Source organism: Flavobacterium olei (genome assembly GCF_039749035.1).
Lineage (GTDB): Bacteria > Bacteroidota > Bacteroidia > Flavobacteriales > Flavobacteriaceae > Flavobacterium > Flavobacterium olei.
Genome location: NZ_JBDKWC010000005.1, coordinates 180,510 through 200,633, shown reverse-complemented (window position 1 = coordinate 200,633; position 20,124 = coordinate 180,510). Strand labels below are relative to the sequence as shown.

Annotated in this window: 17 protein-coding genes; 4 read left to right on the top strand and 13 right to left on the bottom strand. The window is 36.8% G+C overall.

Annotated features, from left to right (window positions below):
• Nucleotides 1-56 precede the first annotated feature (56 nt).
• Entirely contained in the window at nt 57-620 is a 564-nt protein-coding gene (locus ABEB31_RS14745; protein WP_347052396.1) for a DUF2911 domain-containing protein, read from the top strand.
• Between the two features lie 272 nt (nt 621-892).
• Here the strand turns inward: ABEB31_RS14745 and ABEB31_RS14740 are convergent, their stop codons facing one another.
• From ABEB31_RS14740 to ABEB31_RS14730, 3 genes are read right to left on the bottom strand one after another with little or no spacing between them, the layout of a single operon-like run.
• Nucleotides 893-3,097 carry a xanthine dehydrogenase family protein molybdopterin-binding subunit gene (locus tag ABEB31_RS14740; protein ID WP_347052395.1) on the bottom strand — a complete coding sequence of 735 codons (2,205 nt, stop codon included), beginning with the start codon at nt 3,095-3,097 and terminating at the stop codon, nt 893-895.
• Between the two features lie 7 nt (nt 3,098-3,104).
• Nucleotides 3,105-4,085 carry an FAD binding domain-containing protein gene (locus ABEB31_RS14735; protein ID WP_347052394.1) on the bottom strand — a complete coding sequence of 327 codons (981 nt, stop codon included), beginning with the start codon at nt 4,083-4,085 and terminating at the stop codon, nt 3,105-3,107.
• Nucleotides 4,082-4,720 (bottom strand): (2Fe-2S)-binding protein, encoded by a 639-nt coding sequence (locus ABEB31_RS14730; RefSeq protein ID WP_347052393.1) that lies wholly within the window; start codon nt 4,718-4,720, stop codon nt 4,082-4,084. The genes ABEB31_RS14735 and ABEB31_RS14730 overlap by 4 nt, the downstream gene beginning before the upstream one ends.
• Nucleotides 4,721-4,957: 237 nt before the next feature.
• On the opposite strand from ABEB31_RS14730, the gene ABEB31_RS14725 reads away from it, so the two are divergent.
• A complete protein-coding gene (locus ABEB31_RS14725) occupies nt 4,958-6,091 on the top strand; it encodes a cysteine desulfurase family protein (RefSeq protein ID WP_347052392.1) in 1,134 nt (377 codons plus the stop codon).
• A gap of 350 nt (nt 6,092-6,441) precedes the next feature.
• On the opposite strand, the gene ABEB31_RS14720 is transcribed toward ABEB31_RS14725, so the two are convergent.
• Both ABEB31_RS14720 and ABEB31_RS14715 read right to left on the bottom strand, forming a co-directional pair.
• The gene (locus ABEB31_RS14720) at nt 6,442-7,029 is read right to left on the bottom strand and encodes a nucleotidyltransferase family protein (protein ID WP_347052391.1); all 588 of its coding nucleotides are present in this window, start codon (nt 7,027-7,029) and stop codon (nt 6,442-6,444) included.
• A 1-nt stretch (nt 7,030) separates the two neighbouring features.
• Nucleotides 7,031-8,152, bottom strand: a complete 1,122-nt coding sequence (locus ABEB31_RS14715; RefSeq protein WP_347052390.1) for an XdhC family protein — start codon at nt 8,150-8,152, stop codon at nt 7,031-7,033.
• A 317-nt stretch (nt 8,153-8,469) separates the two neighbouring features.
• Between ABEB31_RS14715 and ABEB31_RS14710 the strand changes: the two genes are divergently transcribed.
• Nucleotides 8,470-8,802 carry a YegP family protein gene (locus ABEB31_RS14710; protein WP_347052389.1) on the top strand — a complete coding sequence of 111 codons (333 nt, stop codon included), beginning with the start codon at nt 8,470-8,472 and terminating at the stop codon, nt 8,800-8,802.
• 68 nt (nt 8,803-8,870) lie between these two features.
• Here the strand turns inward: ABEB31_RS14710 and ABEB31_RS14705 are convergent, their stop codons facing one another.
• The 7 genes from ABEB31_RS14705 to rhaT all read right to left on the bottom strand — a co-directional run bounded on the left by ABEB31_RS14705 (nt 8,871) and on the right by rhaT (nt 18,273).
• The gene (locus ABEB31_RS14705; RefSeq protein WP_347052388.1) at nt 8,871-9,458 is read right to left on the bottom strand and encodes a LutC/YkgG family protein; all 588 of its coding nucleotides are present in this window, start codon (nt 9,456-9,458) and stop codon (nt 8,871-8,873) included.
• Nucleotides 9,451-10,851 carry a lactate utilization protein B gene (locus ABEB31_RS14700; protein ID WP_347052387.1) on the bottom strand — a complete coding sequence of 467 codons (1,401 nt, stop codon included), beginning with the start codon at nt 10,849-10,851 and terminating at the stop codon, nt 9,451-9,453. Before ABEB31_RS14700 ends, ABEB31_RS14705 begins: the two co-directional genes overlap by 8 nt.
• A 171-nt stretch (nt 10,852-11,022) precedes the next feature.
• Nucleotides 11,023-11,763 carry a (Fe-S)-binding protein gene (locus tag ABEB31_RS14695; protein WP_347052386.1) on the bottom strand — a complete coding sequence of 247 codons (741 nt, stop codon included), beginning with the start codon at nt 11,761-11,763 and terminating at the stop codon, nt 11,023-11,025.
• 94 nt (nt 11,764-11,857) lie between these two features.
• On the bottom strand, nt 11,858-13,219 hold the full coding sequence (locus ABEB31_RS14690) for an FGGY-family carbohydrate kinase (protein ID WP_347052385.1): 1,362 nt from the start codon (nt 13,217-13,219) through the stop codon (nt 11,858-11,860).
• Nucleotides 13,220-13,291: 72 nt separating this feature from the next.
• Nucleotides 13,292-14,566: a sugar isomerase gene (locus tag ABEB31_RS14685; protein WP_347052384.1), complete on the bottom strand. Its 1,275-nt coding sequence runs from the start codon at nt 14,564-14,566 to the stop codon at nt 13,292-13,294.
• Between the two features lie 488 nt (nt 14,567-15,054).
• Entirely contained in the window at nt 15,055-17,196 is a 2,142-nt protein-coding gene (locus tag ABEB31_RS14680; RefSeq protein WP_347052383.1) for a bifunctional aldolase/short-chain dehydrogenase, read from the bottom strand.
• Between the two features lie 27 nt (nt 17,197-17,223).
• On the bottom strand, nt 17,224-18,273 hold the full coding sequence (gene rhaT, locus ABEB31_RS14675; protein WP_347052382.1) for an L-rhamnose/proton symporter RhaT: 1,050 nt from the start codon (nt 18,271-18,273) through the stop codon (nt 17,224-17,226).
• Between the two features lie 384 nt (nt 18,274-18,657).
• Between rhaT and ABEB31_RS14670 the strand changes: the two genes are divergently transcribed.
• The gene (locus ABEB31_RS14670) at nt 18,658-19,698 is read left to right on the top strand and encodes a GntR family transcriptional regulator (protein WP_347052626.1); all 1,041 of its coding nucleotides are present in this window, start codon (nt 18,658-18,660) and stop codon (nt 19,696-19,698) included.
• Nucleotides 19,699-19,929: 231 nt separating this feature from the next.
• Here ABEB31_RS14670 and ABEB31_RS14665 read toward each other — a convergent pair whose 3' ends face one another.
• On the bottom strand, nt 19,930-20,106 hold the full coding sequence (locus ABEB31_RS14665; protein ID WP_026729959.1) for a histone H1: 177 nt from the start codon (nt 20,104-20,106) through the stop codon (nt 19,930-19,932).
• Nucleotides 20,107-20,124 lie beyond the last annotated feature (18 nt).

The following is a 20,124-nucleotide window of genomic DNA, read 5'->3' as shown; positions in this document are numbered from 1 at the left end:
TATGATTTTTCTTCATTATTAACTTACTTTGTAGTAATTCTAAAAATTGTAATCCTATGAAAAAATTATGTTTATTGGCAGTTGTTTTATTTGCTGCTGTTTCGGTTCAGGCTCAGGATGTCGTAAAATTTGCTCCACTTGATGCAAGTCCGGTTGATATTTCTTATTTCCCAAACAAAGCAGTTAAATTCAAAAAAACAGATACACCAAATCCGGTCGTAAAAGTTATTTATGCGAGACCTTCTGTAAAAGGAAGAACTATTTTTGGTGATGTAGTGAAATTTGGCGAAGTATGGAGAGTGGGTGCTAATGAAAATACAGAAATTAAATTTTACAAAGCGGTAACTATTGGCGGTAAAAATGTGGCTGCCGGAACTTACAGTTTATTTGCAATTCCTGAGAAAGACAAATGGACCATTATCATCAATAAAGAATTGGATTTATGGGGTGGTTACGCGTATGACGAAAAGAAAGATGTTGTGAGAGTTTCTGTACCTGTAAAATCGGTTTCTGATGTTATTGAAGCATTATCTATTGCTTTTACAACTCAGGGAAATGTGGCTAATTTAGTTATTGGATGGGATAAAACTACAGTTGAATTGCCAATTACAGTTAAGTAATTTTAATAATATATGCCGCGAAGGCGGAAAGTCGCAAGGTTTTTTAAGCTTTGCGACTTTTTTTATAGCCACGAATTCACGAATTATTATTTCAATTTTAAAAAATTATAGCCACAAATTGCACAAATTTTCACAAATTAGATTTTAAAAATAATTTGAGGGAATTTGTGCAATTTGTGGTAAAAGCTTTCGCAAAGATTTTCAATTTAGTAGAAAAAAATTAGCGTAATTCGTGGCTAAAAAAATCCTTTTAATTGAAATAATCTGTCGCTTTAAACCTTTACAGTTTCTATAATTTTATCTAATGTAATTGGTAAATCACGAACCCGTTTTCCGGTTGCGTTAAAAACAGCATTTGCAATTGCAGGTGCCATTCCAACCAACGCGGTTTCTCCCAGACCTTTTGTTCCCATCGGGTTGCTCACCGGATCTTTTTTATTGACAAAAAACACTTCCTGTTTTTCAATATCGGCGTTTACCGGAACATGATAATCCGCAAAATTATTATTGATCGGACGGCCAAAACGATGGTCGATTTCTAATGCTTCCATTAAACCCATTCCGATTCCGCCTACTGCCCCGCCAAACATTTGTCCCGCAGATGTTTTCTGACTGATTACGGTTCCAATATCCGCGCAGGAAACCACATGAGCTAATCTGATTTTCCCTAAATTCGGATTCACCAGCACTTTTACAAAATGTACTGAAAACGAATAAATAGAATATTTCTTAGCTTCTTCGGCTCCTTTTGAAAGTGTTTCGGCTTCAAAATCTTCTATTTTATTTGCACTTAAAAGTGAAGCTAATGTAACCGACTTTGATTTTTTGTTTTTAGACGAAATAACTCCATTTTCAAAACTCAGATCTGTAACTGCAATTCCTTTCAACTCTGCGGTCTGACTTGCCAGTCCGATCACTTTGCTTACTAACAAAGTACAGGCATCATGTACGGCAGAACCAACTGAAGAAGTAGTTGCAGAACCTCCTTGCGTTGGTCCTTTTGGCAATCCGCTTTTACCCATTTCGATAATTACATTTTCTGTCGGCAAACCTGTAATCTCAGCTCCGATTGCTGTCATCATAGTAGCAGTTCCGGGACCCATATCGTTGACACTGCATTGCAGCACCAGATTTCCATCTGCTAGAAACTTAGCTTTTACCGCAGTTGGATTTCGGTATGAACCAAAAGTTCCGGTTCCCATTCCGTAGCCTACCAGCCAATCTCCTTCTTTTACAGAACCCGGTTTGTTTTTTCGGTTTTTCCAGCCAATTTTTTCCATACCGGCTTCGTAACATTCTAAAAGAAATTTACTGCTCCAGGGTTTATTTTGTTCCAGATCTTTTTCGGCATAATTAAGTTTACGAAATTCGATTGGATCTAAATTTAATTTATACGCCATTTCATCCATCGCAGATTCCAGAGCAAATGAACCTGTCGCTTCTCCCGGGCCACGCATCCAGATTGGTGTACAAGTATCCAAAGGCACGATTCTGTAACGTGTAGAAACATTCGAGCAATCGTAAATAAATCTCGACATGTTTACCGTTCCCTCCATAAAATCCTCATAGCTCGATGTCATGGCAACAGCTTCATGCGTTAAACCCGTTAATTTACCATCTTTGGTTGCTCCTAAACCCATTTTTTGAATGGTATAAGGTCTGAAACCTACATTGGTAAACATTTGTTCGCGATGCAAAACTAATTTTACAGGACGGTTTAATTTTTTAGCTCCGATTAAGGCTGCGATTTCATAAGGCCAGGTATGTAATCCCATTCCGAATGCACCACCAATATATTCTGAGTGTACCTCAACATCTTCTATAGGAACGCCAAAAACTCCTGCTACACTTTTACATGTACCTTCGACTCCCTGACTTTTGGTATATAAAATTGGTTTATTACCATCCCATTTGGCAATGATATTCGCCAATTCCATTGGATTGTGAACTTCTGTCGGAATGGTATATTCAGTTTCCAGAACTACCTCTGCATTTTTATAGCCATCATGTTCACCGCGATGGTAATCGTTTCCTTTATCTGTTTCTACTTTTTTCTCTTTATCGGCCGCTTTCTGCAGTTCGGTAATATGTTCATCCTTTAAATAATCGGCTTTAATTAAACTTGCCGCATATTGCATACGCTCAAAAGTATCGGCAATTACCAAGGCAATGGGCTGATCATAGTACAAAACCGAATCATCTTTGAAAATCTGAAGCGGCTGACCAAAATTATGTTTGTCTTTTGCTTTTTCATATCCAACGGGTTTATCTACATTTAGATGCGTGATAACCGCCAAAACGCCGGGTGCCCATTCTGCTTTTTTAGTGTCGATGCTGTTAACTCTTCCTTTTGCGATTGTACTGCCCACCAAACAGGCATATACGACTCCGGGAGTTTTATATTCTGCCGAGTATGTTGCCGAGCCCGTTACTTTAGCAAATCCGTCAACTCTATTAATATTACTTGTTTTGCTCATAATTTAATTATTTTGATGCTGCTATTGTAAGTGCTTCTGTTATGGCGTTAGTTCCGAGAATCAGCTTAAAATCGTTACCGCCGTATCCTCTTGCGCCTTTCATCGATAAATTTCCGGCTTGTCTGAACGTTTCTTCCGAAACTGTTTTTCCTTTCAGGAACTCTTCTGTTTCTGTCAGCCTCCACGGTTTGTGCGCAACACCTCCCATGGCAAGTCTGACATCTTGTATTGTATTGTTCTTTAGATCTAAAGCCACAGCAACCGAAACCAATGCGAATGCATAACTGCTTCTGTCCCGAACTTTCAGGTAATGAACATTTTTGGTAAAATTATGATCCGGAATTTCGACATGCGTTATTAATTCTCTATTTTCTAAAGTATTGTCTTTTTCAGGAGAATTTCCCGGAAGACGATGAAAATCTGTAAAATTGATTTGTCTTTTTCCCTTTGGGCCTTCAACCAGAACCGTTGCATCCAGCGCTGCCAAAGCCACACACATATCACTCGGATGAACTGCAATACAACTATCGGAAGCACCAAAAACCGCGTGCATCCTGTTAACGCCTCCAATGGCTCCGCAACCGCTTTTAGGAACTCTTTTATTGCAGGGCATATCGGTATTGTAAAAATAAGAACAACGGGTTCGCTGCAGCATATTTCCTCCAACAGTAGCCATATGGCGAATTTGCTGTGAAGCTCCCGCTGCCAAAGCCAAAGCAAGTAAAGGATGTTTTTCTTTTATAGATGAATCTTCTGCAACCTGACTATTTTTTGCCAAGGCACCAATAGCTGTTTTTCCTTTTAAAAATTCAATCTTTTTTAAGTCTAAAGAATTGATGTCAATCAATTTATCTGGAGCAACAACATTTTTTTTCATTAAATCAACCAGATTGGTTCCGCCTGCAATAAACATAACAGAAGAATCCTTTGTTGAACTCGCCACTGCCGACGAAGAAGACAGCGCTTTAATTATCTGAAAGTTTTTCATAGTTCCTTTCCTCCTTCCTTAACTTCAGTAATAGCATCGACAATATTATGATAAGCACCACATCTGCAGATGTTTCCGCTCATATATTCTTTAATTTCTTCTCTGCTGTTGGCGTGGCCTTCTTTTATACAGGCAATTCCCGACATGATTTGTCCCGGGGTGCAATATCCGCATTGAAAACCATCGTGTTTGATAAAAGCTTCCTGCATAGGATGCAGCTTTTTACCTTTTGTAAGCCCCTCGATTGTGGTAACCTGCGCATTTTGCTGCATGGAGGCCAGCGACAAACAGGATAAAATTCTGGTTCCGTTTACATGGACAGTACATGCACCACATTGCCCGTGATCACATCCTTTCTTTGTTCCTGTAAGATGTAATTGTTCCCGCAGCAGATCGAGTAAAGTAGTTCTGGGTTCAATATTTAGAACGTGCTTTTTACCATTTACTTCAATAGAAAGTGGCACTGTTTCTAAATACTCAGCAATTTTCTCATCCCATTTTTTCTCTGAAGCCATTACCAAAGTTGGCGGCGCAAAGGCAAGAGCTGTAAAAAGTCCTGACTTTTTTATAAAGTCACGACGGGAATTGGAGTCTTCCGACGTTTCTTTATTCTCATTTATTTTTTTGGAAGCCATTCAGTCTATTTGTTAAATTAGCAAATTCACTTTTTGTCATTCTAACAAATTTAAAGAACTTAAATAACAAAAAATTATAATATTCAAACAGTTCTCTTATTTAGAATAATTATAATTTCGCTTTTTTAGGTGGCGAAATAGCTCAATTTTTCAGTGAGCTGCTGCTGAGATTTTATTATGAATTTAATACTAATGAATTTTACAAATTGTATTTTTACCTTATAAAGATTAAATATTGTGCAGCAAAGAATAATTTACCTCGACAATAACGCCACTACTAAAATTGACGAACGGGTTTTAGAAGCGATGATTCCATACTTTACCGAATCTTACGCCAATGCTTCAAGCAGCCATCTCGCAGGATTAACAGCAAACGACGGAATTGAAAAAGCGGCCTGGCAAACTGCTGATTTAATTAATGCCGAAGCAGAAGAAATTGTTTTTACATCGGGAGCAACTGAAGCCATCAATCTTGCCATAAAAGGATTGGCAAATGAGCAGAAAAAACATTTAGTGACAATAGCAACAGAACATAAAGCGGTTTTAGAATGTTGTGAGTTTATGGAGGACATTGGCTTTGAAATTACTTATATGCCCACTGGGAATGATGGCCTTATCAATATTAATCTTTTAGACGAAATAACTACAGATAAAACACTGGCTTTCATAGGAATGTTTACCAATAATGAAACAGGCGTTTTACAAAATATAAATAAAATTTCGACGATTTTAAAGCGTAAAAATGTGGTGTTTTTGTGCGATGCCACGCAGGCTGCAGGTAAAACTGAAATTGACGTTAAGAAACTGGGAATCGATCTTTTAGCACTATCCGCCCATAAATTTCACGGTCCAAAAGGTATCGGAGCCCTCTATATTTCGGCGGAAGCCAGACTAAAACTAATTCCACAGATTTCAGGTGGCAATCAGCAGCGAAAATTACGCAGCGGCACCCTAAACACTACCGGAATAATTGGTTTAGGTAAAGCATGCGAAATTGCTGTAAATGAATTAGAAGAAAACAAAAAAAGAATTCAATTTTTAAGAGACAAACTGGAAAAAGGTCTACTGCAGTTTGAAGGTTCATTTGTAAATGGCAGTATTGAAAACCGCATATATACTACTTCGAATATTTGTTTTCCGGGCGTTAATTCTGAGGAGTTAATAATGGCTTTAAGTACTATTTCTGTATCTAATGGTGCATCCTGCTCTGCCGTGACCTCTAAACCATCACATGTTTTGAAGGCAATGGGATTGTCTGATGATGAGGCTTTGAGTTCAATCCGTTTCAGTCTTAGCAAGTATACCACTGAAGAAGAAATTGATTTTACAATAGAAAAGGTTTTGAATCTGTGTCGAAAGTTGCGTGGGTAATTTTTTATATTTTGCTACGAAGGCGCGAAGGCGCAAAGTTTTTTTTTGAATTGCCTAATAACTGGACGAATACATTGAGATTAGAAAAGGCTTTAGCCAAATTGTTAGTAATTTGGCTAAAGCCTTTAATGCTTAATTTTTTAAGACATCCAGCTAAAGCTGGACGCAATTCAACTTTACTTTTAAAACTAAATTTGTGTCTTTGAGACTTTGTGGCAAAAAAACTTAGACATTCTATCTTAATGACATCCTCCTAAAGCTGGAAGCCAATCAACTTTACTTTTAAAAACTAATTTGTGTCTTTGAGCCTTTGTGGCAAAAACATTGAACATTTGGACCTAAAACCTCTGTCACTCTATTTGTAAATAATCCTCCTCAGTATCAATATCTATATTTCCCTTTTCGAAAGAAACTGAAATGACATCTTCGGCGTATTTTGCGATAATTTTCTTTGCTCCTTCTTTTCCTTTCAATTCAAGAAGTTCACTGAAGTATTTTTTGTGAAATAAAACCGGTGTTCCTAATGTGCCTGAATATGCTGATGCAGCAATACCTTTTTCCTTTAACTCAGATTCCTGAATTAAGTTTTCGAAAACCGATTTTGTTACATAAGGCTGATCGCAAACTGCTAAAATGCATTTCTCACAATCTGGATTTAAACTCAGTAATTTGCTAATTCCGTGAGAGATTGAAGTTCCCATTCCGTTTTGCCATTGGGCGTTATAAGAAATGAATGTTTCTACAGCATCAAGATCTTTTTCTATTAAATTATTGTTAGATCCTGTAACCACAATTACAAACGCATTTTCGACCTTTAAGGCTTCTGAAATCGTGTTTTTCAACAAAGTAGAATCTTTATATTTCAACAATTGTTTGGGTCTGCCAAGTCGTGAAGAATTTCCGGCAGCCAAAATAATAATTCCTGTTTTATTTTGCATTTTACTCTGCATGTGGAATTTCATCATGAATTTTACCTTTCTTATGTTTTAGCGAAGTTCCTCCTTTTCGTGTTGAAACCGCTTGAATCTCAGCCAATATTGATAATGCAATTTGTTCTGAAGTTTCGGCACCTAAATCCAGTCCCACTGGACTATAAATTTTTTGAAGCTGTTCTTCGCTAACCTTTATTCCCTCTGTTTGCAGATCATCCAGCATTCGCATGAATTTAGACTTTGGTCCGAGGATTCCGATATAGTGAAAATTAGTCTGCAATAAGGATTTTAAAACAGCCAGATCGTATTTGTAATTATGCGTCATCAAAACAAAATAAGTAAAATCGTCAATTAAAATTTGGTCAAGAAATTCCTCTGCTTTAACAACACTTACATTATCTGCATCCGGAAAACGTTTTTCTGTTGCCTGCAAGACCCGTCCGTCTCCAATCGTAATCTCCCAGCCTAAAACTGCTGCAGCTTTGGTTAAGGGTTGTACATCATTTCCGGCACCTGCAATAACAAGCGAAATTGACGGTTCAACATATTCGATTAAGGCCTCATTATCCTGCTCTGTAGTTTTAGTTACGATTGATTTCTTTTTTCTGATTACCTCTTCTGCATGAGAAATTAGATTTAAAACGTCTTTATTTAGATTTAAAATCGGATTGTCCTTTCTATAAAAAAGTACCGTTCCGGTTTGTAAAGCATTTCTTTTAAGGGAAAAAACAGTAACCATTACGGCTGGTTTTCTTTCTAAACCTAATTGCTGCAGCAAATAAATCGGATTGTTTGGAATTTCGTCATTAATATATTCAAATAAAACATGTACAATTCCGTTGCAGCCCAATTGTAAGCCGACCTCAGCATCTTTCTCGTCGCTTGTATTATAGGTGACCAGTTTATTTTGTTTCTGATGTATAGCCAGAAGTGCTTTTCGCAATGCATCACCTTCCAGACAGCCTCCGCTAATCGCTCCGGTCAGCATACCATCTTCTGTAACCAACATTCGGGCACCGGGTTTTCTGTACGACGAACCTTCTACCTTCACTACCGTTGCCAAAGCCATTTGCTTTCCTTCCGATTTTGCTTTCTCGCAGGCTTTTAGAATCTGGTTTATTTCATTCATAAAATAGGAAGAGTAATTAAGTGTTAATGGCTTTAATACTTTAAAATTAGAAAAAAAATAACAGAAGTAGAAACATTAATTTTTTACAGCAGTATTATTCCCCTTGCAAATGAAACTCTGCCAAATGGATTCTTTTAACTTCATTCGAAAACCACTTCACTTTACAAAATCAGAAAAACTTTTCAAACCATTGAATAAAAACACCTTAACAACATCATTGTATGTATTATTTAAATCCAATGTCGATTTTATATTACTAAGTTTTGTATTTTTATCGGCAGCAAAATAACTATTACTTACCTTAAAATTTAAACTGCATGGGAAAATTTGTAATGACAACAAGAGCCAACGGAGAGTTTCAATTTAATCTAAAGGCCGGAAACGGACAGACGATTTTAACCAGTGAAGGTTACAGTACAAAATCTGCCTGCTCGGGCGGAATTGAATCGGTTAAAAAGAATGCAACAGACGATGATCGTTATGATAAACTGGAGTCCAAAAGCGGGAAGCCGTATTTTAATTTAAAAGGGGGAAACGGTCAGGTAATTGGTCACAGTGAAATGTACGAAAGCGTTTCTGCGAGAGACAGCGGCATCGAATCGGTAAAGAAAAATGCTCCTGATGCAGAAATTGACGATCAGACGAATTAATAAAATTGTTTTAAAATATAAAAAGCGGGGCATATACCTCGCTTTTTTCATTTATATATAATCTCAAATTAATCCAGTAAGAAAACAATAAGTCCTCTTGCTCCGTGTGCTCCAAGAACTAAGGACTGCTCAATATCAGCAGTTTTGGAAGGTCCGGCAATAAAAGTTCCGAAACCGTATTCCTGATTTCCAATTCGGTTATACGCCTGCTGCATTGTTGGTACAATATCTTTTTTATTTACAATGATGGCTAAATATTGCGCAATAAATGGCGCTACCCGCTGTCCCAAAATGTCATCTGTTACCCAAAGACCACTGTTTTCTGCCACTCCAAAATGTGCTTTTAGAATGGTCAGTTCAACATCCTGAAGCGAATGAGGATCCACCGTCTTCCAGTCCAGAGAAGCAATTTCAGATAGTTCCGGAAGCGTTGTAATTACTCGTTTTTCAAGATCATAATTGGATTTAATGTAACTTATAATCTCATTATAATCTGCCACTTCAACCGGATCTCCTCCAATACCTTTTAAAACTGTTTTATATGTTTCCAGTACATCAAATTGTTCCGAGCCTAACAGATTCAGATCCGGCAAACCAGAAAGCAATTCAGGTTGATTTTGCTTTATTTTTTTTAATATTTCGGCTTTGCTACTCATTGTTGTTCTTTTTAGATTCTCTCGAATTTTTCTTGTACCATTCTCTAAAAGATTCTTCCGGAACATCAGGCATTTCGCGATGATCGTACCATTTGTTCATTTTATTATTGACCATTCCCGGAATATTCTTCATTACAAACCGACCCGATTTACCGGCGATATTAAATACTGTGGGATTTGCCAGAACGGTTGCCATGGTCTTCATCGCGACAGTTTTTGCCGTTGGTGTATGGCCTTCTTTAACCAAAACCTGACGCCACTTGTACAATTGATCATGGATGTCGATTTTAACCGGGCAAACATTTGTACAGGAACCACAGAGGGTACTTGCAAAAGGCAAATCGGCATTTTTGCTCATATCGAGATTGGGAGCCAATATAGAACCTATTGGTCCTGCAACAGCGTTATGATAACTGTGTCCGCCACTTCTTCTGTAAACAGGACAGGTATTCATACATGCGCCACAGCGAATGCATTTTAAGGAATTTCTAAAATCTTCCCTTCCTAATTGTGTACTTCTTCCGTTGTCTACAATTACAATATGCATTTCCTGACCTTCTCTTGGTTTTTTAAAATGACTTGAAAAAGTGGTAATAGGCTGTCCGGTTGCACTTCTCGCCAATAAGCGAAGGAAAACCCCCAGATGTTCTCTCTTCGGAATCAGTTTCTCAAATCCCATACAGGCGATATGAACATCTGCTAAATGCGCGCCCATATCGGCATTTCCTTCATTTGTACAAACCACAAATTCGCCTGTTTCTGCAACGGCAAAATTAACTCCCGTTAAAGCTACTTTTCTGGTTAAGAATGTATTTCTTAAACTATGACGGGCAGATTCTGTTAAATACTGCGGATTGAAATTTCCTTTTTCTGTACCTAAATGTTCATGGAAAGTCTCGCTGACATCTTCTTTTTTTAAGTGAATGGCCGGCAAAACAATATGACTTGGCGGCTCCTTACGAAGCTGAACGATATATTCTCCTAAATCCGAATCGATTACTTCTATTCCTTTTTCAGCCAGATAATCATTTAAGTGACATTCTTCTGTAAGCATGGATTTGGATTTAACCATTTGCTTTACCTCATGTCTGGCCATGATTGAATGCACTATTTCGTTATGTTCTTTGGCGTCGGCTGCCCAATGCACAATGATTCCGTTTCGTTGCGCATTGGCTTCAAAATCGACTAAATAATCATGAATATTAGAAAGCACATTCATTTTAATCTGCGAAGCGGTTTCACGAAGCAGTTCCCAATCTTCTATCTGATGTGCAGATTTATCTCTTTTGGCACGTACAAACCAAAGCGTCTCATCATGCCAATTGACACGCTCAACGTCTTTATTAAATTTTGTTGCGGCTTCGCTGTGCGGTATTACTTTTTCTGATGACATTTTTTATACTTTAAAAGTCAATTTTTGAAATGTTTATTATTGGTATTTTTAATTAACCACAAAGTTCGCAAAGGAAAAAGCGCAAAGTCCGCAAAGATTAAAATTAACTTTGCGAACCTTGCGTAAAACTTTGCGAACTTTGCGGTTAAATTTTATACCCAACATTTGTTCTTAATTTTCGAGTGAATTTAATATCTCAGCAATGTGAATGGTTTTAATCCTGCTTTTTTGTCTTTTCAGGATTCCCTCCAGATGCATTAAACAGGACATGTCTCCACCTGTAATATAATCTACATCGTGGGTTTCATGATCTTTAATTCGGTCCTGACCCATTTTTACAGAAACAGCTTCTTCGGTCACACAAAATGTACCTCCAAAACCACAGCACTCGTCTTTTCTGGTCAACGCAACCAAATCCAGGTCTTTAATACCGTGCAGTAATTGCTCCGGCTTAGAAAAAAAAGGCGCATTCAACTCCGACATTTGAGAAAGATGCAATCCGCGCTGGCCGTGGCAGCTCACGTGCATTCCGACCTTAAATGGAAATCTTCCGTCGATATGATCTATTTTTAAAACGTCTGTAATAAACTCTGTAAGTTCGTAAACGGTATTTCGAATTGCTGTTGCTTTCTCTTCCTGTTTTTCATCATGTAAATGATCTTTCACATGCAAAACACAACTTCCGGAAGGGCAAACGATATAATCAAATCCGGTAAAATTAGCGATAAAATTAGCATCGCAGCCTTTGGTTAAATGGGCATAACCGCTATTTGCCATTGGCTGACCGCAACAAGTCTGTCCCATCGGGAAATGTACTTCGCAGCCTAATTTTTGCAGTAACTCGTAGGTTGCAATCCCTACTTTTGGGTAAAATTGGTCGACATAACAAGGTATAAAAAGTCCAATTTTCATATTGTAGTATTTAGTGTGTTGTTCATTAGGCGTGTACAGTAAAATGTAAAATTTACGTTTCTCAGCAAATTTACAACTTACAAAGCTCATTTACCTAATGTTTATAGAATTTCAGGTCAATTAAATCGTTTTGAATTGGTTTCGGATTCCAGTTTTGATGTATGGCCAAAGCCGCGCCCAAAGCACTTGCCTGTGCCATTGATGCTGCATAGACCTCAACATCAGGGAAAGCTTCTGCCAATAAATTCATGAAAATGGAATTTTTACTAAAACCGCCATCTACAAAAATCTTTTTTACAGGACTGTTATGTATTACCAGATTGGTGGAAAAATACTGTTGTTCAACCAAATCCAGCATCAATTGATGATAAGCCGTTTCGTAATCTTTGTAATTTGAGAGTTCTCTTTTTTGAAATGGACACTCTTTTAAAATGTCAAAATTGTATTTTTTTGGATAAAAAATCTGATAGTTTAACGAACGTAAATTGGCTACAATTTTTTTATCAAAATAAACTTCTTTATACGTATCAAGCGGTACTTTATAATGTTCTGCCAGTCTTTTGGTCTGTACTTCATGTTCGTTTCCGGCAAACAAACGCGCTGCTTTTACCGGTTTGTCTGTATATTGCATGTAACACAAACAATCGTTTTGCAGTTCCTCAAAAGTGAGTGATTTAGTGTTGAACGGATTAAGGGAAATACTCCACGTTCCTGTTGACAATAAAACAAAAGGTTCTGTAAAGTTGATGGTGTACGGAATTATCGCTGATGAACTGTCGTGAAGACCAACACCAATTGCCAGACCATCGCTATTTTTGATAACGTCTTTTCCATGATGAATTCGGGGCAGTTTATCTGAAATACCTTCTTCTTTCAGCCATTTGTGATATTTCATTTTTTTGAAATTCCACAAATTGGTATGACAGCCAATGCTGGTTATATCGGCATGAGCTTCATTCGTTAAGAGAAAACTCAAAAACTGTGGAAGATGAAGACAATACGCTACTTTTTCAAACAATTCCGGTTTCTCTTCTTTTAGTCTGTAAATCTGCATTCCGGAATTGAGACTTCCGAGAACCGGAGAAGCTGTTTTTACAGCAAATTTTTCTTCTCCTTTGTATTTTTGATAGAAATTGGATTTTAAATCCTCCGGATAATCTTTTAAATAATTATACAGAGGAGTTAAAACTTTTCCGTCTTTATCGATGTAAACAAAACTGGCGCCGTAAGTGCTAAAATTGATGGCTTTGAGAACAAAATCGGTTTGCGCTTTAATTTCTCCCAGCCGGTCTAAAATCCATTTTTGAAGGACTTCTAAATCTTCACAGGGAAAACCATCTTCGTCTACGGTTTCCTCAAGATTAACAGATTTCTCCCAGACAATTTTATAATTTTCATTGAATAAAAAAACCTTTTTATTTGTTTTTCCAATATCAAAAATCGCAACTACATTCATTTTAATTAATTGTGAATTGTGAATTATGAATTTTGAATTATATTTTATAACTCATAATTCATAATTTTATAATTATAAGCCGGTTGCTACTGTTTTTAGACCTCTCTCGCCAATTAGATTTTCTCTAACCTGAAGTGAACGATATAAGGCAACAGGATTTAATGCTGAACCTGAACGCAGGCGAGCTTCTGCCACCAAGGCGCGAACATCTGTACGGAAAGCATTCTGAAGAATTTCCTGTGCTTTTACCACATCATTTTCTTCCTGTGCCTCCTCCAGTGCTTTTCTGTCAACTGAAAGTGCCTGAGCATACGCAATCATAATCGCTTCAACAGACTGAAGCAGATCTTCTAACGGATCTTTAATATTGTGAGAAGCATCGATCATCCAGCCTAAATCTTTGGCATGGTTCATTCCTCTCGCATCCATTCCTTCAACCAATTCATTGAAAATCAAAAATAACTGATATGGTTTTAATGCTCCGGCTGTTAAATCGTCATCACCGTATTTAGAATCATTAAAGTGGAATCCACCCAATTTGTTTTCCATCAACAATAAAGAAACAATCTGTTCAATATTGGCATTTGGAAGATGATGTCCCAAATCGACTAAAGTCTGTGCTTTGTCACCTAATTTTTTAACGTACGAGTACGACTGTCCCCAGTCTGCAACGGTTGTAGAATAGAAATTAGGTTCTGCACATTTGTATTCTAAAAATAATTTCCAGTTTGAAGGCAATGCATCGTAGATTTCCTCTAAACTTTCTAATGTATTTTGATACGCTTTTCTAAAGTTCAATTGTCCCGGAAAATTAGAACCATCTGCCAGCCAAATGGTTAGCGATTCAGATCCTAATTCGATTCCGTGTTTGATAACTTCTATATTGTGAGCAATAGCCTGTTTACGAACTGCTTTATTCACATTTTGAAGTGAACCATATTTATATGAATTTGCCGCGTCTGCCTGATCCTGAAAAGTATTCGAGTTCATGGCATCAAACTTTAAATTGTGCTGTCCCGCTAAAGTCTTAATGGCATTGTAATCGGTTGGGATATCCCACGGAATATGAAGTGAAATCGCTCCGGAAGCATTGTTTAATTTGTGCAGCAATCCTACATCTTCAATTTTTTCTTCGATAGAACGCGGTTCTCCACCTCCTGCAAAACGTCCGAATCTTGTTCCTCCTGTTCCTAAAGCCCAGGACGGAATCGCAATCTGAAAATCAATTAATTTCTGAATAATAGCTTCCGTATCCTTTATTTCTGATGCGGTAAAAACTAATTTATTTTGGTGTTTTTTTAATAAATCTTCGTTATGAGATTCAATGTGGTTTGATCCGATTAACATAGTTATTGATATTTTAATAGAGTTTACAAGATATATAATTTTATACTTTTAGTATAGTTTTTTAACACATAGTCCCGAGATTTCGGGATAGTTTTTGTCTGCGGACAAAGGCATTCGCTTCTGTTAATAAACAAGTTCTTTGCGAAAAGCTTTGTCAAAGTTTAAAACTTTGACAAAGCGGCTGACATTTAGCTATGTGTGAGAAAAAAGTTCTTTCATCTCTCCTGGAGGCCAAAAAAAATCTGCGTTTTTGTCCCGCAGATTTTGCAGATTAGCAGATTTTTTTTTAAATCATTTTAATCTTTCAATCTGTTGGTTTTGCTAATAGTAAAATGGTATATCTTAACTCAGTTTAACTTTATTTTTTTTGATTTTTATAAAGTAGAAAGCGTTATGGTTAAAAAAATCTAACGTTCGAAATAATCGAACGCTAGACCACAAAAAACCACTTTTGCTTAAACAAACTTATATAAAAACCTAAACAATCTTTATCTATAAAAGCCCATTGCTACACCGCCGTCTACGTTTAAGGCATTTCCTGTAGATTTATTTAATAAACCTCCAACAAAAGCATAACACGCATTTGCGATATCATCGGGTAATATGATTTCATTTAATAACGTACGTTTTGCATAATAAGCCGGAAGTTCTTCAACGGTAACTCCGTATGCTTTTGCACGACCTTCTGCCCATCCGCCAGACCAAATATTGGAGTCTGAAATTACGGCATCAGGATTCACTGTATTCACGCGAATTTTGTCTGTTCCTAATTCGGCAGCCATTAAACGGGTAAGATGTGCCTGTGCAGCTTTTGCTGAACCATAACCCGGATTATTCGGGCCGGCTACAACAGCATTTTTAGATACGATATTTACAATATCGCCTCCAAAACCTTGTTTGCGCATTACTTCGATTCCGGCTTTCGAAACAATAAATTGTCCTTTAACCAGAATATCGTATAATCTGTCCCACTCTTCTAAAGTATGTTCGGCAATAGATTTTGAAATACTGATTCCCGCATTATTTACGATGATATCTACACCGCCAAATGCCAAAGCAGCTTCGTCTAATGCTTTTTCTGTACTTACTTCGTCTGTAACATTTAATAAAGCGTTTGAAACGGCATCTTTACCAAAAGCTTTTACAAACTCTGCAGATGCACCTTCTAAACGTTCTTCATTTATATCATTGATTACTACACAAGCACCTTCCTGAGCGAATTTTTTAGCAATAGCTTTACCAATTCCACCGGCAGAACCCGTGATCAAAGCAACTCTTCCTGATAATGCTTTTGGTTTTGGCATACGCTGTAATTTTGCTTCCTCCAACAACCAGTATTCAATATCAAAAGCTTCCTGATGTGGTAGAGAAGTATATTCTGAAACAGCTTCTGCACCTTTCATCACGTTTACTGCATTGACGTAATATTCAGATGCCAGACGCGCCATTGTTTTATCTTTTGCAAAAGTGAACATTCCTACTCCAGGATATAAAATAACAACTGGATTTGGGTCACGCATTGCCGGAGAATTTGATTTTTTGCAAGCGTTGTAATAGTCTTTGTACATCGCACGGTAAGCTTCAAAAGCCGGAGTTAATTTGGCTTTAATAGCTTCGACATCAGACAAATCTTCGTTTGGATCAAGTTCTAAAACAAGCGGACTGATTTTAGTTCTTAAAAAGTGATCCGGACAAGATGTTCCCAATGGTGCCAGTTTCGCTAAATCGTTAGAATTAATAAACTCTAAAACTCTTGCATCATCTGTATAATGACCAATCATCTGGCGTTCTGATGAACAGAACCCTCTCAGGATCGGCGCTACTTTTGCAGCCTTCAATTTACGGTCAGCTTCAGGAAGACTATCGATTTTTTTACCGCCAAAAACCGGACGTTTTCTTCCGAAATTATCTTCTAAATAAGACGCGCATTTTTCGATTACTTCGAGCGTATTCATATAGCTTTCGAATGCAGTATCTCCCCAGGTAAATAAACCGTGAGAACCTAACATGATACCGCGTAGTTTTTTTCCTCTTTTCTCTGCTTCTTCCAGACAAGATCTTAATTGTAAACCAAGATCAAATCCAGGACGCTGCCATCCTACCCAACCGATTTCTCCGTTAAATAATTCTTCTGTAATTTTTGCGCCGTCTTTTGCAGCTGCAATTGCAATTGCTGCATCCGGATGCAGGTGATCGATGTGTTTGAACGGAAGAAATCCATGCAAAGGTGTATCTATAGAAGGCGCTTTTGAAGCCAGGTCAAAAATACAATGATTGAACAATTCTACCATTTCATCTTCAAACTCGATACCTCTGTATACGTTTTCAAGATTACGAAGTCTGTCTAAATACAAAGCTGCACATCCTGATTTTGTCAATGTCCCGATATCTCCACCAGAACCTTTAATCCACATTACTTCAGAAGTTTCTCCTGTCAAAGGATCTTTGTCCGTAATTTTCACAGAAGTGTTTCCTCCTCCGTAGTTGGTCAGTCTTAAATCAGCTCCTAACAAGTTAGAACGATAAATAAAAAGCGCTACTTCATCACCTGCTAATGCTGCTGCCTTAGCTTCATCCCAAAGGTAGCTTACATGCTTAAAATTCATATTAATTGTGTTTGTATTCGACATATACTATTTTATTATTTCTTGTATTATTTATAATGAATTACCAATTCCTACCAAAACGATCGAGAACATGATCAGCCCGATTCCCCAAATAAAAGTTCTAAATGTTCTTTTAGAAACCCCGCTCCATTCTTTCAGATAAAATCCCCAGAAATTGGCTGTCAAAATTATCGTTGCCATATGAAGAATCCATGAACTTGCTCCATTTCCCAATTTGCTTTCTCCCATTCCGTAAAAGAAAAACTGCAAAAACCACATGGTTCCGGCAAGGGCAGAAAACAAAACGTTTCTTGTAATTGGCGTACTTTTATTAATGTAATCGCCAATGGTTTTGTTTTTGAAATTCAGGTAGATACACCAGATAAAATTGGTTGTTAAACCGCCCCAAAGCAACACGATATAAGTAACATTGTTTTGAAATAAAGGATTACAGCCATTGATCACGGCCTGTTCTGCCATTGGTTTTCCGGCTTCGATTCCGTAATTAAAAAAAGAACTTAAAATTCCGGAGATAACTGCTACCGTTAAACCTTTTACCAAACTGAAATCTTTATCCTTGTCTTCATGTCCGGTTGCGAAATCTCTTTCTTTTAAAATTCCTGCTTTACCGGAAATGGCAATTCCTAAAAGACAAACTGCAACGCCCAGTAAAACCAACTGGCCGCCTGAAGTGGCAAGCATATCAGTAAAGGAAATTTTTCCTTCTGTCGGATATAAATCATAATATATAGAAGGGACTAAAGCTCCAAATGCAGAACAAAATCCAAGAGTAATTGAATTCCCTAATGACATTCCGAGATAACGCACTCCTAATCCGTAAGTTAACCCTCCAATTCCCCAAATTAATCCCATTGAGTAAGTAAAAGCTTTTATCGATGGAGAAGCTGCAACTATAATATCTGCAAAATTTGGAATGGTTAAATAGGCTGCGATGGGCGGAACAATTAACCAGGAGAAAAAACCTCCAACGAGCCAGTAGCTTTCCCAGGCCCAATCCTTAACTTTTTTAAAAGGCATATAAAAACTACCTGATGAAAAACCTCCGATAGAATGAAAAATGATTCCTAATAATGATTCCATTTATAAATTTTTAGTTTCTGGTTAGCGGGATAGTAATTTGGTTTTGTAAAATAATAGAATGTCAAAAAGAAAACTGTCCTGTACTATCCTTTACAGATTTTGTTATTTTTGTTAAAACTACAGATTATTAGAAATAACGACCGTTACTTATTGGGTAAATAAATTTAAAATGGCTATTTTAGCAATCGATTTCGCAATTATTGATTCTTCATTTGGATCAAAATTGCAAAAACATAAATAAAAGATTACAATTTTATTATAAATTCTCTTTTTGTAGATATAGCGCCATTTTTCACGGATTTATGTCTTTTAGGAAATTTATTCTGAAAAATTACATTTTAAAAATTCGTCTTGTTGAAATATCAGACAAGTTTCTCCCACATTATGATTAAACTTATTAAAATAGACGAAGATTCAAGGGTTCCCAAATACAAGCAGATTGTTGACTCTATTCTTCAAAATATCGCCAACGGAAATTTAAAGATCAATCAAAAAATCCCTTCAATTAATAGTTTTAGTGAAGAGTTCTACATGTCTCGGGATACTGTAGAGAAAGCATATAATATTCTGAAAGAAAGAAAAATCATTTCCTCTATTCGTGGAAAAGGTTATTATATTACCCGTACAAAGCTCGAGTCTAAAGTAAATATTCTGTTTTTGACAAATAAACTGAGCTCATACAAAATGAAAACCTACAGCTCTTTTATCAATACTTTAGGAGCCAATGCGCATGTAGATCTGCAAATTTATCACTGTGATGAAACCTTGTTTTTAAATTATCTGGACAAATATGAAGGTGCGTACGATTACTATGTTATTACCACACATTTTAAAACGGAAGAATTAAAACATTTGAGCTTTACAGATGAAGTGGTAAGTGCAATTCGAAATATTCCCCAGGATAAATTAGTTGTGCTGGACAACATAAAACTGGGAACCGGCGATGATGTGATTAAAATATATCAGGATTTTGAAAATGATATTTACAATGCCTTAAAAGAGGGAATTACCAAAATAAACAAATACAAACGATTAATTCTGGTTTATCCTGATAAGGCTGTTTATCCCTACCCAAGGCGAATTTTGCATGGATTTAGAAAATTCTGTGTGGAGCACGAAATCAATTTTGAAATTCTGAGTGAAGTCTACGACGATATGATCCTGAAAAAAGGCGATTTATTTATTACCATCGAAGAATCTGATCTGGTGAATTTAATGAAACAAATCCGCGATGAGGAATTTGTTCTTGGAAAAGAAATCGGCGTCATCTCCTATAATGATACTCCGTTGAAAGAATTATTAGGAATCACGGTGATGTCAACAGATTTTAATATAATGGGAGAAACCGCTGCCAGAATGATTTTGAACAAAGAAAAAGGTCAGGTAAAAGTCCCGTTTAATTTTATTGACCGAAATTCTATTTAAGAGGTTCTAAGATTTATTGCCGCAAAAACACTAAGACACAAAGCTTTTTGCCACGAATTCAAGAATTTCCTCTAATACAGTTCTTCAATTCATAGCTAAAAAAAATGAAGGTCTTCGGCTACGCTCAGACTGACAAAGGAAAAAAAATTGTGCCTTAGCGTCTTCGCGGCAAAATAAAAGCATAAAAAAACCTCGCGTATTCGGCGAGGTTTTTACTTTGTGTAAAGAAGATTATTTTTTTGATTCTTCGATAGAAACTTTTCTGAACTCTTTTAAAAGTTTTTCAATTTCTAAAGTAGCTTTACGTGCTCTTGGTCCTGCAGCTTTGATACCTTTTTCAGTTAAAGATTCAGCTTCTGCTTTGAATGTGTCAATTTCGGCGTTGATTTTTACTAATAAATCTTTCATGCTTATATATTGTTAAAT